Here is an 18491-nt window from a genome sequence, read left to right on the forward strand (position 1 = left end):
CTGACAGGTAAACTCGACCTCACCTCTAATAATAAACACTATCTACCCATTTAAAATGCGAAAGAACCATAATTACTTTGCTGAATAATTTCCGGAATCCATCGAACAAGCGCTGTATCGCCTGTCGCAATCGTCGCAATTCTTGAATCGGTTCCCCATGAATTCTTGATGGATTGCGCCCAATTTCCACGAATTTCGGAGTAGCCGTTTTCCAGATTGTCAATATAAATATCATCGGGACGAAATTTGATGAATTTCATCGACTGATTTCCCAGCGTATCGCAGACAACAGCGCCAACTTTTGCGATGAAGTTTTTGTCCACTGCCTTCATGCTCCGCCATTCGTTCGTGCCGGTCGGTTCGCATGGAACGATGAAGTAGTTTTCGTAAACATCCTTCGCGGCGATGAAAGGCACACGCTGGAAAATCGGCTCATCCGTTCTAACCATCAAATAGACGCTGTCACTGACTGTCTCGGATTCAAACGTGAGGATTGGCGCCGTAAAATCTGTTGCATTTCTATATTTTTGTAACGCTTCAATCCCAGTACAATATGAGAATTTCACGTTGGGATATTTTACCGCGGCAAGATGCGCAAGATTGTCAATTTTCTCGATGTTGGTTAAAAAATCGGTTTCCGGCAAATGTCCCCAGATACAGACGATTTGATCCGCTCCTGTATCCGCTTCGGCAAAAATCTGATCCAACAGTCCATTCGCCTTAAACGAATTGAAATGGCGGGAACGCACGATAAAACCGGCGCCATTGCCCGGAAGCTGATAGTTCTCGTCAGACGGACGGTAGGCAGTCCATTTTGAAGAAGCCTGGGCCCAATGGGACGTGTTGTCCAGCGGTTCGACTGTGTCAATCCTATCCGACGGATAATCGTTATGCAGTGAATACGGCATGATCTCATTAAGATAATGTTGCCAGTGATTATCCATGTAATGCCAACCGCTCCGGAAAGAAACCGGAAAGGTCTCTTCTTCGAGCAAATACTGACATAATGTAAAGTCGAAGTCGTCCCGACATTCGTTAAAATCTAATGCCTGATTCCAATACCATTTTCCGTCATTGTCATAATCTGTCCAAGCGAACGTATGATAGTGAATAGACAATTCGTCACCAGTTTGCTGAACCGCTTCACCGTGATATTTTTTCATGAGGTATAACGTCATTGTGTTCGGAACGGGAAAATTTCTGTTCGTTGCGTATCGAAAAATATTACCGCCCATCATGTACCATGTCATTTTAATCGGCTGACCATAAGAATCTTTAAACTGTTCGCGAAATGCCGTATTCATGACTTTATATGCATTCATATCGGGATTTGTATAGAGAGATGCGTTATATGTACAATTGAATTCGGATGTACTCATTCCATCCCAGATCGCCGTATCAGATGCTATAACGAGGTAAACCTTTCCCGCCGCTGAAAATACGGAAGTTACACTGATGAGTAAAACGAGTGCGTTTATAAAGATACTTTTTCGCGTCATGTTAGCCCCAATCTTAAAAATCCCGATTTTGTTCAAATTAAAAGTTGGTAAAGATGAATTGTATCAAATAACAGCGTTATTTATCGGCATAATACTTGCCAAAACCCGACGTCTCAAACCGTTTCCCATCGGTGCGTATCCACATTGCTTCGACTTCCGGAAATTGCTGGATAAATTCCATCCCCTTTGTAATACCCAAAACAAACATTCCCGTCGCCAACGCATCGGCAAGTTCTGCCTTCGGCGCAATGATTGTCACTGACTGGCAGGAATCGGCGGGAAGTCCGGTCTTAGGATCGAGAATATGGTGAATCCGTTTTTCCTGATACATAAAGAACTTTTCGTAGTCTCCAGAAGTGGTTATTGCTCCATTGCAAATCTCAAGAACATCAAGCATCTCGCCACGATTGCGCGGATGTTGGATTCCCACACGCCAGCGTTTTCCATCCATCCGAGGCAATACTCGCAAATCGCCACCGGCGTTGATAATGGCACCTTTGACACCTCTGGAATTCAGAAGTTCTATCGCCCGATCGACGGCATAACCTTTGGCAACAGCACCTGTACCAATTTGGGTTTTTCGGTTGTTACAAGACAGAATATTTTCCGCAAAATTGATCACGAGATGATTGAATCCGACAAATGGCAATACGGCTTGAATATCTTTCTGGTTGGGTGGAACCAGCGAATCGCCCTTGAACCGATACAACGGAAGCAATCCGCCAACGGTAATGTCAAATGCGCCATCCATTTTTTTTGAAATATCCATACTCCTTTCCACCAAGCCTAGAACTTCCGACGGCATAACAATTTCATTCTGAGTACGATGGTTGAAAGCGTAAATCGGGCTCTTCGGATTACCTTCATAAAAAACTGCCGAAATCCGACTAATCTCATCGAAAGCGTCCGTGATCGCCGTTTTAGCCGCAACTTCAGAAGTATCGAGAACGGTTATCTCGACAACTGTTCCCATTAATAAGCGCGTTTCATTTATCTGAACGATTCGATTTTGATAGAAACAGGTCGATAGCAAGAAAAGATATAGAATAATCGTAAATCGAATAACTTTAAAAACGGTATATATTTTATTTAAGTTCAAATTACTTCTCAAACGATTGTTTTATTCCTGCTCGATTGATTTCACCTGAAAAACAGAAAAGTTCTGTACTGCTTTCCTTTTACTCCAGTAAAAAGTTACGGCTCCAGATAAAATCGTAAAAAACAGAGCAATAATTAACTGTAAAATCTCCGAAGGAATCCCGTTTGATTCTTCCGTAATAAATCGGTTAGCAACAATGATGGCGACTAAAAAACTCAGCAAAGGCAAACCGTATTGCATGAAAACAAGTTTGGTTTGGTTAACATCGCTTTGCTCCAGCATAACCCGATCACCGATACTTGCGCCAACCGTATTTTTAACATAAAGAATTCGCTGACCAGAACCATTCGGTTGACAAACGACTTTAGCTTGGCAACCCTTGCAGGCGTCCGAGCCCTCCATCTGAACGACGGCAAAATCATCTTTCAATTCGATGACTATTCCGAAATCGCCATCAGGCTCTATGATATTTTGCTGTTTAGGATTCATCAGCTTGTCCCAAAATAACAATTGCTTTGGTTGGACATTTTTCGGTCGGCAAAACTAATTCTTTGGTATAAACGTCGTGATCAACCCATGCCAGATTGTCTGTAACTTTAAAGCCCTGACCGTTGACCGCTCTTTCGCAAATCATACAACCGATGCAAGCCCGCTGGCAAACACTGCGTGCAACTTTGGGTGTATCGTGATTCTTGCACAGGACGAAAACGTGATGACTGATTGGGTGCAATTCGATAACGCCGCGCGGGCAGGCAGTCACGCAATTGCCGCAACCTGTGCATTTGGTGCGGTCAACAACCGGCAGATTCTGCTCGCTCATGTGAATCGCGTCAAAAGGACAAGCCGCCACGCAATCGCCATACCCAATACAGCCATAACTGCAAGCGCGTTCCCCGCCACCAACCAAACTAGCGGCAATGCAGGTCTTGATTCCTGAATATTCGGCTTTCTTTGATACGATTCCATCACCACCCTGACAGAAAACGACCGCAACGCGGCGCTCGCCGGTTTCGACATCGACGCCCAGAACTCGAGCAATTGCCTCCCTCGCCTCATCACTACAGACTGGGCAATTGTTGATCTGGGTTTTGCCGCTGACTAAATTCTCCGCAAAATTGGCGCAACCGGCGTACCCACAACTGCCGCAATTAGCATTCGGCAACAATTTAGTAATTTCAGAAATTCGCGGGTCTTCCTCTACGGCAAGTTTTTTATTGGCTAACGCAATGAGCACTGAGAACAGGAGTCCCAGCCCCCCCATGCTCAAAACTGCGTATAAGATCGATGTGTACATTTCCTACAACTCCCGTTAATTAAATCAAACCCGCAAATCCCATGAATGCCAGCGCTATACAACTGGCCGTGATCAGCGCAATCGGCGCGCCTTTAAAATAAGCCGGAACATCCGCCATTTCTAATTCCTCACGAACACCAGCCATGATAACCAGCGCAAGCGTAAATCCTGCGCCTGATCCGAATCCAAAAACGATACTTTCGATAAAATTGTACTCTTTGATAACTAAAAGCAACGCCAATCCGAGAATCGCGCAATTCGTTGTAATCAGCGGCAGAAAAATACCCAAAGCGTCATAAAGCGGCCGGCTGGTTTTCTTGATAAACATTTCGACTAATTGAACCAATCCGGCGATGACCAGAATGAATGCGCCGATCTCCAAAAATTGCAGATTCAACCCGATCAAAATGTACTGGTTGATAATCCACGCTACGGCGGCTGTTATCGTCATGACAAAAGTCGTCGCTATTCCCATACTGATGGCTGGAGAAAGTTTTTTCGAGACTCCAAGGAACGGACAAATGCCCAAAAATTGCACCAACACATAGTTGTTGATCAAAACCGATGAAATGATGATGATGATGAGTTCCATAAAACTCCCGGATATTATCTATTCAATAGTAAATAATTAATTAGCATTTCTAATCTGTCAATGTGCCGCTTTTTTCGTAATCTGCGCGTTAAGCCAGTTGACGGCTCCAATAATTAATCCGAGCATCAAAAATGCTCCGGGTGGAAGAATCATGACCGCCCAAGGTATAAAATTCTCAGGCATTATCTGAACCGAAAAAATCGTTCCGGCGCCAATCAATTCGCGGATTGAACCAAGAAATGTCAGTGTTAATGTAAAACCAATGCCCATACCAAGTGCGTCGATTGCTGAGCGTCCAACGGTGTTTTTCGACGCAAAAGCTTCGGCGCGTCCGAGAATAATACAGTTGACGACGATTAATGGAATGAACGGCCCCATCGCCTTGCTGATGTCCGGCAGAAATGCCGCCATCGTCCGATCGACGACCGTCACGAAAGTCGAAATGATAATGATGTAGGTCGCAATCCGAACCTCTTTTGGAATCAAATTGCGCATCAGCGAGATGATAGTGCTGGAAGAAATCAGTGTGAAAATCACAGCAATTCCCATTGAAAAACCATTGGTAGCCGAGTTTGTCATCGCCAGCGTCGGACAACAGCCCAACAACATTCGCAAAATTGGATTTTCGTCCCAGAGTCCCTTCGCAAATTCCTTCCAGAGAGTAAATTTTCGGGTTACCATATTATTTCACTCCGCTTTTTAAAAATATTTTCCGGCTCTTTGTTATGCTTACATTTAGCAGATCAACCACCGCCTTTGAGGAAACGGTAGCACCGGTGATAGCCTGAATTTCGCCCGGTTTTGTCGGTTTTTGACCTTTGACGTACGAAATTCCGCTCGCTACATTTAGTTTTTCGAATTGTTTGGTAAACCAATTTGGATTGGTTTTATTGGTCAGATCATTGACGATTTTCGTGCCGAGTCCAGGCGTTTCCGCCTGTTCGATGACCTTCATGGCTATAATTGTTTGCATGATTGGGTCCATCCCGACGAGAATCTTGATTGTGCTTTGGAAGCCCGCGCCCGATGCGACGAATGCTACACCGACAATATTGCTGTCCTTATCTTTGCCAATGAAAAATTCCTGATCATTCATAATTTTTGTTTCAGAGGAAACCGATCCGGGCAACACAAATTGCACAGATTTTTTCTGCTCTTCCTTCTGAAAATCGGCAATTCGCTTGGACGTGAATGAGTCAAAGTAAGCCAGAATACCGCCTGAGAACGCGGCAGTTATCGTTAAAACAACTGCTAAGTTAGTCGATTTTTTCATTGCTTGATTTCTCCAAAATATCGCGGACGGGTAAACCGGTTAATCAGCGGCGTCACGGAGTTCATAATCAGAATCGAGTACATCACGCCTTCCGGTAACCCCCCGAATTGACGAATCAATACTAGGATGATCCCAGCGCCAATACCGAATATCCATTTCCCTTTCGGCGTTATCGGCGATGTCACCATATCCGTCGCCATGAAAAATGCTCCAAGCATCAAACCGCCCGCAAACAGATGAAAAATCGGATCGGGAAAACTTACCGGATTAATGAGCCATAAAATTCCGCTGAAAATAACGACCGTTCCGAGATAACTAAGCGGAATGCGCCAATCTGCGATCCGAACCAATACAAGGAACAATCCGCCAATCAAGATTGCCAGCGCGCTTGTTTCGCCGATACAACCACCAACCGTTCCCATGAACAGATCGTAATAGGGTGTCAGTATTTTTGCGAATTTAAACGAGCCTAAAGGCGTCGCAGTCGAGATTGCATCGATCGTTCTCGGTATCGTCCAAGTCATCATTGGAATCGGGAAAGCCGCCTGAAGGAATGCCCGACCGATCAAAGCTGGATTGAAAATATTATAACCAAGACCGCCAAATATTTGCTTTCCAATAAAAATAGCAAAAACCGATCCGATCACGACCATGCTCAATGGCAAAGATGGCGGTAACGTCATCGCCAGGAGTAAGCCTGTCAAAACTGCGCTCCCGTCGGTTATCGTCATCTTTCGCTTGCGGGCAAGGTTGACAATTTCTTCGGTTATCGTAGCGGCCAAGATTGAAACCGCTATCGTGATTAAACTATGGAACCCAAAATTATAAACGCTGAAACCGACCGCAGGTAATAAAGCGGCGATGACGATCCGCATAATCATACGGACGTCGCCCGGCTTCTTGAAATGCGGCGAGGATGATAGGACAAACGGCCGTTTCTCCGACACTTTGGCGGTCGGTGCGGGCGTCGATTTTACTTCCGCATTCTTTCCGGATTCTTCAGCCCTGATGTTTTGTTTCTCTTCCATTCTAATCAATTCCCTTTATTTGACTCGTCTCAAATGATTAAATACGATGAATTAATTACTCATGACTTTTTCGGTAGTTTTTTGTTTCCTCTGAATTTCATTTACCTTCAATTTACCGAGCCGGATTCTCTGAACTAATGGGATATTTGAAGGACAAACGAATGCGCACGAACCGCATTCGATACAATTGACGATTCCAAATTTTTCGGCTTCGTCCCACTTGCAGTATTGTGTAAAACGCGCCAGGCGAGTTGGCATCAAATCCATTGGACAAACGCGAATGCACGCGCCACATTGAATACACGGATATTCTGTTTTTTCAACGATCGATTCTGAAGTCAGGCAGACGATTCCGCTCGTAGCCTTGATAACCGGAACAGTAAGTGTATGCTGTGCGACGCCCATCATCGGACCGCCCATCAGCACTTTTACCGCATCGTCAGTTAGACCGCCGCAGAAATCGATCAAATTCTGGAATGGCGTGCCGATTCGCGCGAGCACATTTTTCGGCTCGCGGACGCCTCTTCCGGTGACGGTTACGACACGTTCGATGACCGGTCGTTTTTTCATAACAGCATTCGCAACTGCAATCGCTGTTCCCACATTATTCACGACAACATGAACATCCATGGGTAAACCGCCAGCGGGAACATTTCTATCCAAAGCGGCTTTGATCAGCATCTTTTCCGCGCCCTGTGGATACTTAACTTTGAGCGGTTGAACTGTTATATTACCGAACGAAGCAATGGCGCTTGTCATTTTTTCGATCGCATTTTGTTTATTAGCTTCAATCCCGATGATGCCTCTTTCCGCCCCAAGCGCTTTCATCATCAACCGAACGCCAAGAATGACATCGTCCGTTTGTTCGAGCATCATCCGGTGATCGGCTGTCAGGAACGGTTCGCATTCGCAACCGTTGAGGACGAATGTATCGATCGTTTTACCTTTTGGCGGGCTGAGTTTGACATGAAGGGGAAACGCCGCTCCGCCCATCCCGACGATTCCGGCATTTTGTATGGCAGAAATTATGTCGTCTTTCGACAATTTTTCCCAGTCATCAACGGGTTCAGCCGCATCAATCCATTCATCTTTACCATCGCTCACAATCTGGATCATCAAACCCTGAGTGCCCAGTGGATGCGGAAAAGATTCTATAGATTTCACCTTTCCGGAAATCGTAGCGTGGATCAGGCTGGATACAAATCCGCCGGCTGTGCCAATGATTTGCCCGGTTTTAACTTCCATCCCTTTTTCGACGGCAGGCTTGCAAGGGGCACCCATGTGTTGTTGAACGGGAATGAACACTTCGCCCGGAAGCGGTAGTTTTTCAATGTTCTTACCTTCTGTAAACTCCTTAAATTCGGACGGGTGGATACCCTTCTTAAAAGTCCTCAAATTCATCTAAGCGCGACTCCTTTTATAACTTTCCAGTAATCAGAATCTCAAAAAGTCGGGCAAATTTAGAAGGTTTTTTAGAATTTTATCAGTACTATTTCGGATAAAACCGGCAATGTTTTCGCGTTCATTTGTATTTATTCGTGGTTTCTTCTCTATTCTGTAGTTCTCTGAAAACAAAAACGGGCAAGACCTTTTCCGATCCTACCCGTTTCAACAAATCATTTTTACTAAAACTTACAAACTCAATTCCTTTGTGATAACGGACAGGGCTGAGGCACGGCGGATTGCGGAGCGATTTTCTTTCACTTCTCGAAAATCTTCTGCAATACCGCCAAACTTCAAATTCATCGAATAGCTTTAGCCGTTGCCTCCAGCCAATGGTTAGGTCTTACTTGACAATTGTCAAGGGTCGCGAAAAAATGTACCAAAAGCGGTCGTGAAAAGTGTACCATTTTTTCCGGGTTTCAATCTGATCCATCGGGGTAGTCCTCCTTTCCCATCCCGAAAATTCGGGATAGCCAATAACTATTGCCTTTGATATTAACTACCACCGCATGATGTAACAACCGATCCAGAACTGCCGTTACGATGATGGGGTCGTGGAAGAGTTCGGTCCAATCCGCGAAGGCTTTATTGGAGGTGACGATCGTGCTGTTCTTCTCATAGCGATTAGCAATAAAGCGGAAAAACAGATGACACTCTTCCCGACTAATCGGGGTGTAACCGACCTCATCGACGATAACCAAAGCGGCCTTATTATAACTGCGTCCTTTGCCCTGACGAACCGAGTCTTGATCTTTCTTCAGTTTGCGGATCAAAGATTCCATGGTGGTAAAATAGATACTGATTCCAGCCTGACAGGCTTTAACCGCCAGAGCCACCGCCAGATGCGTTTTACCGACGCCGGGAGGTCCCAGAAAGATCACATTCTGATGGTGTTGGATAAAGGTCAAATCGAACAAGGCCTTAATTTGCCGCTGATCCAGATTCGGTTGGAAGGTAAACTCATATTCGTCAATGGTTTTAACAAAGGGTAAACCGGAGATGCGCAAATTAGCCTCGATGCGGCGCTGTTCCTTCTGACAAACCTCCTCTTCTAAGAGAACATCTAAAAACGACAAATAACTCCAGGTCTTCTGTTGCGCCGTTTCTAACATGACGGGTAATAGCGCGTTGATCCGCGCTAAACGCAAGCGGTTCAAGTTGGCATTGACTCTTTCCAGCAGGATTCCGTCACTCATAACGTAACCTCCTGATAGAGTCGGTCATAGGTCGCGATCGGACGGATTTGAACTTCGATGTCATATTTCCCTAGCGTCGGGCTAATTGTCTGCTGAGCGCGTCCTTTAACGTGCGGATGGGCGCCATATTTGAGTTTGTTCATCTGCCAGTCCTGACGCAAGGCTTCATAAAAACGCTGATCCTGAATCAAATGACCTTTATCGTCCGGGATGATGTAAGTGACCACTAAGCACTCATTATCAAATACTCGCAGGATCTTCTCCTTGACCCACAGAATAATTTGATGACCAACCAAGCGATGCGGAACCACATAGCGATTACCTTCAAAACAAACCGTACAATCCTTATGAACTTTACGAAAGACTTTATAACTGGTGTCCAGAGTTTGCTGGGGAAGTGGTCTCAAAAAGGAGCGCTCGCGTTCAAAACGGACCTCAACCCGTTCATGGGTGGTACCATGTATCCGCCGGGCTTTTTGGGCCAGCCAATCCGACAAATCATGATTACTCGTCTCAAGATTGATGAAACTATAGCCACGCCAAAATCCTTCTCGGATAAAGTCCATCGGTCGCTCGATCTTGCCTTTGACCCACGGTGAATATGCCGGCGCCACAACCGGCTTAAAGCCGTAATGAAGCGCCAACCTGGTCAATTCCGGATTGAACACCAACTTGTTATCTGTCAGCCCCCGATACACATTCCGCATCCGGTCATAGATAATTTCTTCAGGGACTCCACCCAAAAATGCAAATGCACGAATGTGACAATCCAGAAAAGTGACTAAATCACAACGCTCAACCAATTCAGCATAAATGGATCGGGAGTAACCCAGGATCATCGCAAACAGATAATATTTACGAACATTACCCAAAATATCTATCACCTGAAACTCACCAAAATCTACCTGCGCCTGGTGACCCGGCTCTGTCTCAAAACGAATGTAGGCAATCCGCTGAAATTCAGCTTTCATCTGCGCCACCTTGCGCTTTACAATCTCGTAACTCCCGTTAAATCCCAACCGGCAGAGCCGATCATAAATCAGCGTCGCCCGATAGAAATGATCGTTCTCTATCCAAGCCCTGATCTGATCCTTATAGGAATCCAACTTACTCCCTCGCGGGCCATACCGCGGCCCTTCTCGGACACTATACCCTTCTGACAAATACTTCCTCACGGTACTCCGGTGAACTCCCATTCTCCGGGCTATCTCACGATTCGATAAACCTTGTCGCTTTAAAACAAGTATGTCCAAAATTTCCTCCATCTGCTTCATTATACCCTCTGATTGTTATGTCAGCCAATTTCACCATAGCTTACCACTCTTCAGAGGATACTACTAATTTTCTAAATCGCCTTTCTACGAAATTTTGGTACACTTTTTCGCGACCATTTTTGGTACAATTTACTACGACCATTTACATCCGCTGGGTATGGCGATCGAACGGCGTTTCTTTGCGGGCCGGCAATATTCATTCGGTGACGGCCTGATGCTCACCAACGGCCGGATTTTTGGTTTGTTTAATGGTTTTATGATCTGGGATTTAATCACTCACAATGCCGAACAGGATAAATACGAATTTTCCCGACTGCTTTTAAGCTCCTTAGGTTCATTTACCGGAACAGTCCTGATGGACCGCTATATCCGGAATCTGGATTTCACGACTGGTCAGGCGATTCTGATGGCGACCGGAGAATTTGCCGGGGTGTTGTTTGGCATGGGAACCGGGGTGATACTTGAAATTGATAATGGCCGGGTCATGGGTTTACTGGCGTTAGGCGGCGGCTGGGGCGGACTGCTCCTGACCCGCAAAATACTTGAAGTTCCCTCAGAAAACCAGGCGATTCGTCCGGATGATATCAATATCTCGCTGGCACCGGTTTTCTTCTCTGTCAAACATAAATTATTGCCCGGAATAAGCCTGAATATTCAGTTTTGAGGTAAATCGTAAAACAGCCTTTCCAGGCTGTTCATATTTGACAGGCAGGAATGCCTGTCTTACGAAGTTTTGCATTGTAGGGCGATTTGATAAATCGCCCGGTCGAATTACCAATTCGACCTATAAAAATCTATTCTGGATTCTTTTTTACGTAACCGGGACTGAAAGTTTTCTGCTTTTTATCCGGCGTTCGGGCGGTATAATTGTTCGAGGTTGCAATGTAATTGTAACAAAGATGGAACCGGATTAATAAAACCTCCCGAAGGTTCGCCTGGATTATCAGTTTCGATTTTCTTTTCAAACCTTCGGGAGGTTTGTCAATATATCAATTCAGATCAGTTACACTGCTAACCTGTTTGAATTTAACTCCCTCAAACTGCTTAAAGTGCTCTTTCCCACACTGAATCTTCTGTTCTTCACTGGGTCGGAGTTCTTCATCTTTTGATTTGGTTTCGGCAACGAAATAAATCTTCTTCTCACCTTTTTTCACGATAGCCCAATCTGGATTATAAGTTCCGATAGGCGTTTTAATCTTAAACCAGTATGGGAGTTTAAAATAAAATTCAATCTGCTCACTGCTCTCACAGTCTTTGGCAAATTGGTTTTCTACCTTACTATCAAGCGGAATGTAGTCTTCATAGATTGTCTTTGAACTATCCTTCACTGCATGGGTAAAATTGTCAATGTAAATTTCAAAGTCTCTATCGTCAAACAAGGTCATCTCGTAAATCTTGTTTCCGATTTTCTCATATTTAATTCCATCAATCATCAACTGATGCAATACCTTTTGAATTATTGAAACCGCGTTGTCCATAAACATCTGCGGATTTATAAATAAGTCGTTCAATCTATGTGATCTTTTTAGTATTTCGAATATAGTACTTCTCGTCAGTTCGGTCTTACTTTGTATGTAAGCCAGCATATCGGGAATCTCAAAAGCAAATCCGTATTCGCCATTTGAACTATCGCTCACTAATTTTCCGTCAACACCTTCATTACTAATCAAGATTTCTTTTTTAATTGATCTGATAGCTGGCTTTTTTGTTTCTTCCATCTTATTCACGGCATCTGCCGCAAGCGTGATAAGTTTCTCTGTATCGTAATTGACGCTGTATTTTGTCTGATACCTTATTTTCTCCCAAATCTGCAGGAATTTTGGATCGGCTTCAAATCCCTTTCGGTAATTGACTTTTTTCTTATCATATTTATTTTTTGTTCGGCCGGTAAAATCAACTCCGCAATCTTCCTGAATTTCTTTTTGCAATGCTTTAGCAAAATCTTCGTAGCGTTCATTCGCAACGACGGTAAGTTTATTAATATTGCGGTCGAAAATTCTTTCTCCGTCCTGATTGACCGATAAGCGTAGTCCTCTGCCGATTTCCTGTCGTTTTTTCAATTCCGATTTAGTTTCGTTCAAGGTGCAAATCTGAAATACATTCGGATTATCCCAGCCTTCCCGCAATGCCGAATGACTGAATATGAAACGAAGCGGTACATTGCTATCCAGTAACTTCTCTTTGTCCTGCATGATGAGTTTATAAGTGTCGTCATCTGCCTGAGATTCACCTTCGGTGTCTTTCATTCGGCCTTTACTATCTTGCGAGAAATAACCGTTATGTATATCGGTAATCGGATAAGGAATTAATCCCTGGTAAACCGGTTTGGATATTTCCTTCTGGTAAATTTCCTCAAACCATTGCGCAAATTTTCCTTTAACTGGAACACCGTTAGGATCATATTCGCGATAATTTTTCACCCGGTCAATAAAGAAAAGCGAAAGGACTTTTATTCCTTTGTCCCTGTATATTTTTTCTTTTTTCAAATGCTCTTCAATAGTTTTGCTCATCATAAAACGCATGACTTCATCGTTCATTCCACCCTGCGTTTCGCCTTTTCTCAAAACAATCCCATTGCTTAGTTCTATCTGCTCGTTGCCATAGTCGATTTCATATATTTTAAGTCCGTTGTATCTTTCATTACCATTAGATAATGAAAACAAATCTGGATTCTTTATGCTTGCCATGACCGATTTTCGGTCTATACCATTTTTTGTCAAAACATCTAATTTTATTTTTGCCTTGATTACATTTCCGATCCGGGTGACATTTTCCAACTGAAGAAATGGCGAATTAAAATCATTTTCAGTAATCACTGAATCAACTTCGATCTGTTTCACAAAACCCAGATCGTAGGCTTTTACCGGATTGAGCGAATATACCAGATTGTATGGATTAGTATGCGTCGCCGAATAGCGCAGAGTACAAAGCGGATTGAGATTCGCGACGGCTTTTTTCCGGATTTCCGTCTCCATATTCTGCGGTTCATCTAAGATCACAATCGGCCGGCAACTTTGGATAAATTCGATCGGTTTCTTCCCGGTGAGTTTATCGTTTGGCTTATTGATTATATTTTCATCTTTGGCAAATGAATCGATATTGATAACCAATACCTGAATTGTATTTGACGAAGCGAAACCTCTCAGATTGGATACTTTCTTGCTGTCATAGACATTTGCAGTGACCGGGACCTTATCATAAAGGTTTTGAAAATGCTCTTCTGTAATTTCAAGATTTTTTAAAACGCCTTCACGGATGGCAATCGAAGGAACGACGATGACAAATTTACTGAAACCATAGAGTTTGTTCAGTTCATAAATGGTACGGAGATAGACATAGGTCTTTCCCGTGCCGGTCTCCATTTCAACCGAAAAATTCCATCCGTTATTTTGGATTTCATCCGCACTGAGCAACTTTAGTTCGTTTCTTTTCTGTATATTTTGAATATTCTCACTTAACTGGTCGAGGTCAGAAAAATCAATCTTGTTGCCAACTCCATTTTCAGTAAGCATAGAGCCTGACTGACTAATCGCAAACTCAAAGTCGCCACTACTCAACGACTGTCCTTCAAAAATATCAGTGATGGCTTTGATCGCCTCTACCTGAAATTCCTGCTTACTGTCAAAGTGGAGTTTCATCAGTAATTATTTTCTTCGAATTACTGCAATGAATAGTTCTTTATCAATGTCATCAATAAAATCAATTTCAGGATAAAAATCAAGTGCTCTTGGAATACCACTTCCAATTCCGATATAAGGGAGTAAATATCTCGCATTAGAGAACAAAATCGGATTTCGCACAATAGACGTTCCCAATTTAATTTTTTCAATTGTTAGAGTATTTGGCAGTTTACCGGGGCTGATTATTTCAATACGATTATCAAAGATAAATACTTTAATCGTTGATTTAATGAAATAATCGCGGTGAATCAAAGCATTTACAATTAATTCTTCAAACACTTCTTGCGGAATTTCCAACTTACCTAAACTATTGAATGATTCTTTTACCTGAATCTTCCGAAGATTTCGACGAATGAAATCCATTGTCTTTTCATATAATTCTGACAAGTTTCCTTCAAATGGTGGCTCATTGTCTCTGTATTCTCTTCCTGCAACATCATTGCCAACAAATGCAACGCAATGAATGGAAAAAACAGGTTTGAATATCTGTGGTTTTTGACCAAATAATAATAAACCGGCAAGAGTAAGTTTTTCATCTCTTGCAAAACCCATGTTGTTTAGAATCTGTGGAAGCGATTGACCTATTTCATCAAAACTTTTTCCAGTCTTTCTTTTAACAAATTCTTTAAAGAATTCAATGTCTATATCGTTATTGGTAGTGTTAGTAACAGGTTCTTCATCAGCCGCAAGATTTCCACTGCTTTGAAGCATTCTACGTAATTCATCATTAGAAATTACTTTTCTTTTATCTGACCCGTTTTTAACATACACAATTCCATTTCGATCCTTATATGGTTTACTTATACCCTCTTCAATATATACAACAACAATATTCTGATTATTTTCGGTCACTGTTTCAGTCTTTATATTAATAGGAGGGAAAACTTTTTGAGTCGCAGTTATAACCAGATCCCTGTTCGTGGTTCCAATTTCTTCAAAAGATAATCCATTGAGATGACCTGTCTTATCATTAATACCTACAATAATAATGCCTCCATCTGTGTTTGAAAAGGCAACCATCTCTTTCGCAAGATCATCAAGATGGGGAAGTCTTTCTTTAAATTGAACGGTGCTGTTTTCACCTTTTGAAATGATATCTAAGAGCTCTATTGGTTCCATAATTCATAAATCCTTTTACGTTTTTCGAATGCTTCATCTCCGCCTTCCATTATTGTTACGATATTTTTGCGGATATTAATATCATCAATACTTCCTAAAATTGCAGAAATTTTATTATTTTCATAATGACAACTAATAATCTGCTCGCTGTCGCCAAGTACCGGAATATTTGGATTGTGGGTAGCAAAGATGAATTGAGTTTTTGTTTTCAAATCACGCAGTACTTTTATTACATCATCATAAATAGTCTGGTTATCCAAATCATCTTCCGGCTGATCAATAATTATGATGTCATTTTCCTTTAAAGATAAAAGAAAAATGATTAGTGCTGATGCTCGCTGACCAAGAGAATGTTCATCGAGAGGTTTATCTTTGTAAAAAATTTCAAAATAATCCGGTACACGGTATGTTAAAAAGGTTCCGATATTTTCATTAAAGCGAGTTTTGAATGTGTTGAATTGACTGCCTCCCGACAGAATGTCGCTCACTTTAGTTGCAGTCGTAATTTCATTTAAGTCGCGGAATATTTCAATCAGATCTGAATACTCATCCACCAATGTCTGAATGTTCTGTTCTCGGATTCCAGTCCCCCTGATACTATCTTTCAAAAACTCCTTAAACTTTATTTTGTCCCCCTTAAACTTCATTACGATCTTAATTGAAGATTGATCAGCATTTATTTTTTCAATTTCTTCATTAACAAGATTGAACTCATCATTCCATAAATTTTGTAATTGGGTTAGGGAAACAATTAACTGTTTTTGAAGTTGAGATGTCTTGCCTTTTATTTTTTCCAATTCCGTTAATTTGAATTTAGTATTCTCCAACTCTTTCGTGAATTTGACATAATCATCTGCCTGAATGTTAGGAAGGTTTATGTCTCTTTTAATTCTAGAAAACTCTTCTTTCAAGTCTTCATACTTGCTGAGGAACTGTTTTTCAATAATAGAAAGGTTTGCATTCTCTTTATTCATCTGAGAAAGCAAATGTGGTAATTGATTGAACAGTTTTGTAAAGTTTTCAAATGAATGGTATGCTTTTTCTATGAGGTCGGCATTCTCCTTTGACTGATATCCCAAATATGATTTGAAGTTATCGCGATAATTGGAAATAAATTCTTCCAGATTAGTGATTAATTCCTGTTCAAACTCTTTCAAGTTCTTGAAACGGTTTGCATCTTTATCAAATTCAATCTGTCTGTTCAATTTCTCATCAATTTTTTGTTCGGTAAATACTTTAAGGTTGTATTCTAATGATGCCTTTTTAGCTTCGACATCTGGTTTTTGAGCAAGGGATTTGTTATGCCGTGAAATGTCGTTTAAGATATTTAGAACTTCCGCATTTTTTTCTTCTATTCGTTGTCTGTGAACTTTTATTTTCTCGCCAATCAGTTGATTAATTAAATTCTCAATACTATTTGAACCTTTAATATTCGAAAGATCTTTCTGGCCAAAATAAAGAGGTTTCTTTAGAATGCCTGGGGTTATCTTCAGGCTGGGATTGAGAATTCCATTTTCATAAATATTGGTTCGATCACCATATATTTTCTCTGCAATAATAAGATTTCCCCGATGGTCAATTATTTCTAGCCTTGTCTTACCACCACTGCCAAGAAAAATAGTAATAAGATTATTTTTATATTTTTTATCTTCATCAAATAATGTTTCAGGAAGGGATATGTCTAATGCATATCGAATTGTTTCCAATATTGTAGATTTGCCACTGCCACGAATCCCTATAAAATTATTCATACCAGGACTAAGGGGTATTTCTTTAAGGTCTTGTTTACTACTAGTAAATGAAATTGATTTTATATATGCTTGGGTGAGGGAGGGAATATTTTTATTTACTCTGTATCTAAAGTCCATTAGAGAATATTTTATCGCATCAAAATTGAAAGCCCCTATTTTGATAAATGTACTGTCGCCTTTACCTATTTCTTCTATCGATTTTGCATCCGATCCTTCAACGAATGCAGGAAGTTGATTTTTAAACCATGTATTTAGATTCGCAATTTTATTATGAGTACGAACCTTTTGAAAACCCAGAACGGCTTTACGAAAGAGCGGATTTTCTGCAAACTCAGTGATTCTTCCGCCCTCTAATACCTCTAAAAATCCACATTTTTGCTCAATGTGAGCCATTATGATGAAATAATTTTTCTCGAATTTATTAAGCAACTCAATTGTTTGGATTAAACTGTGATTTGATCTACCGTTTCTATTTTCATAGTTTGTTTTCCCCGAAAAAGTCGAGGTTAGAAACTGGTTAATTAGATCGTTTCCACTTTCAAACCATTGTTCAGGATCAAATATTATAAGAGTATGAATACCATTTGAACCATCATTAACAGAAAGTTCTACTGCCGGTAAGATATAAATCTCTTCCTTGCGTGCTTTTTTTGAAAGTGCTTTATATTCTGATAGTGCAAATTTGTTGTGGTTAGTGATTGCAGCAACAGAAATTTTCTCTTCCTTCAGTTTATTAATGTACAAATTAATAAAATCGTTTTCAAAACCTGAATATTGGAATTCTCTGTCCTCTTTAGTATGCAGGTGAAAATCTGCCCTAAGCCAGGTTGCTCCATTTTCAAAAATATTTTTCATCATTTTCTCTTCCATATTTATATCGTCCTAAAATCAATTTCATTATCGCACATTTGCAAGACCGTATTGGTTTTCAACTGGTCGTTGCCGGTGAAAAGTTTGTCCAGCGTAATGACTTTTTTCGGTTTGGCTGAAATGATGGCGTCAACGAGTTTCTGATCCATTTTTTCTAATGCAATGACGAGTTCGCCATCATTCACCGCATAATACTTGTCTTTCGTTTCTATTTTGTTTGTCAGCAGATAACCGGCTTTGAGGATCAACTCATATAGCATATTTTCCGTTTCACTGCCTTCCTTTACCGGATTCGTAAAAGCGTCTAACTGATTCTCTAAATTTTCTTCCGTGACTTCAGCGCCTCGCCAGATCTTGAAATTGGATGATGAGA

16 protein-coding genes are annotated in these 18491 nt (G+C 41.6%); 1 reads left to right on the plus strand and 15 read right to left on the minus strand.

Features of this window, described 5'->3' with window-relative positions; genetic code table 11:
* Window positions 1–50 precede the first annotated feature (50 nt).
* The 11 genes from COT43_06140 to COT43_06190 form a co-directional block, all read right to left on the minus strand.
* Window positions 51–1499, minus strand: a complete 1449-nt coding sequence (locus COT43_06140; GenBank protein PIS28573.1) for a hypothetical protein — start codon at window positions 1497–1499, stop codon at window positions 51–53.
* A 76-nt stretch (window positions 1500–1575) separates the two neighbouring features.
* Window positions 1576–2598, minus strand: coding sequence for a hypothetical protein (locus tag COT43_06145; GenBank protein PIS28574.1), 1023 nt, complete (start codon window positions 2596–2598; stop codon window positions 1576–1578).
* Window positions 2599–2619: 21 nt separating this feature from the next.
* On the minus strand, window positions 2620–3087 hold the full coding sequence (locus tag COT43_06150) for a hypothetical protein (GenBank protein ID PIS28575.1): 468 nt from the start codon (window positions 3085–3087) through the stop codon (window positions 2620–2622).
* The gene (locus COT43_06155; GenBank protein ID PIS28576.1) at window positions 3077–3892 is read right to left on the minus strand and encodes an electron transporter RnfB; all 816 of its coding nucleotides are present in this window, start codon (window positions 3890–3892) and stop codon (window positions 3077–3079) included. Before COT43_06155 ends, COT43_06150 begins: the two co-directional genes overlap by 11 nt.
* Window positions 3893–3911: 19 nt before the next feature.
* A complete protein-coding gene (locus tag COT43_06160) occupies window positions 3912–4484 on the minus strand; it encodes an electron transport complex subunit RsxA (protein ID PIS28577.1) in 573 nt (190 codons plus the stop codon).
* Window positions 4485–4541: 57 nt separating this feature from the next.
* Window positions 4542–5165 carry an electron transport complex subunit RsxE gene (locus COT43_06165; GenBank protein ID PIS28578.1) on the minus strand — a complete coding sequence of 208 codons (624 nt, stop codon included), beginning with the start codon at window positions 5163–5165 and terminating at the stop codon, window positions 4542–4544.
* Between the two features lies 1 nt (window position 5166).
* Window positions 5167–5757, minus strand: coding sequence for a hypothetical protein (locus tag COT43_06170; GenBank protein PIS28579.1), 591 nt, complete (start codon window positions 5755–5757; stop codon window positions 5167–5169).
* Window positions 5754–6785, minus strand: a complete 1032-nt coding sequence (locus COT43_06175) for an electron transporter RnfD (GenBank protein PIS28580.1) — start codon at window positions 6783–6785, stop codon at window positions 5754–5756. The genes COT43_06170 and COT43_06175 overlap by 4 nt, the downstream gene beginning before the upstream one ends.
* A gap of 51 nt (window positions 6786–6836) precedes the next feature.
* Window positions 6837–8186 (minus strand): electron transport complex subunit RsxC, encoded by a 1350-nt coding sequence (locus COT43_06180; GenBank protein ID PIS28581.1) that lies wholly within the window; start codon window positions 8184–8186, stop codon window positions 6837–6839.
* 461 nt (window positions 8187–8647) lie between these two features.
* On the minus strand, window positions 8648–9424 hold the full coding sequence (locus COT43_06185) for an AAA family ATPase (protein ID PIS28582.1): 777 nt from the start codon (window positions 9422–9424) through the stop codon (window positions 8648–8650).
* Window positions 9421–10698 (minus strand): IS21 family transposase, encoded by a 1278-nt coding sequence (locus COT43_06190; protein ID PIS28583.1) that lies wholly within the window; start codon window positions 10696–10698, stop codon window positions 9421–9423. Before COT43_06190 ends, COT43_06185 begins: the two co-directional genes overlap by 4 nt.
* A 94-nt stretch (window positions 10699–10792) precedes the next feature.
* On the opposite strand from COT43_06190, the gene COT43_06195 reads away from it, so the two are divergent.
* Entirely contained in the window at window positions 10793–11362 is a 570-nt protein-coding gene (locus COT43_06195) for a hypothetical protein (protein ID PIS28584.1), read from the plus strand.
* Between the two features lie 325 nt (window positions 11363–11687).
* Here COT43_06195 and COT43_06200 read toward each other — a convergent pair whose 3' ends face one another.
* The 4 genes from COT43_06200 to COT43_06215 all read right to left on the minus strand — a co-directional run.
* The gene (locus tag COT43_06200; protein ID PIS28585.1) at window positions 11688–14336 is read right to left on the minus strand and encodes a DEAD/DEAH box helicase; all 2649 of its coding nucleotides are present in this window, start codon (window positions 14334–14336) and stop codon (window positions 11688–11690) included.
* A gap of 6 nt (window positions 14337–14342) precedes the next feature.
* Window positions 14343–15497, minus strand: a complete 1155-nt coding sequence (locus tag COT43_06205) for an ATP-dependent DNA helicase (GenBank protein ID PIS28586.1) — start codon at window positions 15495–15497, stop codon at window positions 14343–14345.
* Complete coding sequence (locus COT43_06210; GenBank protein ID PIS28587.1) at window positions 15485–18106, minus strand: histidinol-phosphatase; 2622 nt, start codon at window positions 18104–18106, stop codon at window positions 15485–15487. The genes COT43_06205 and COT43_06210 overlap by 13 nt, the downstream gene beginning before the upstream one ends.
* Before the next feature lie 14 nt (window positions 18107–18120).
* On the minus strand, window positions 18121–18491 hold a 371-nt coding region (locus COT43_06215), incomplete at its 5' end, for a site-specific DNA-methyltransferase (protein ID PIS28588.1).

Source organism: Candidatus Marinimicrobia bacterium CG08_land_8_20_14_0_20_45_22, assembly GCA_002774355.1.
Taxonomy (GTDB): Bacteria; Fidelibacterota; UBA2242; order UBA2242; family UBA2242; genus 0-14-0-20-45-22.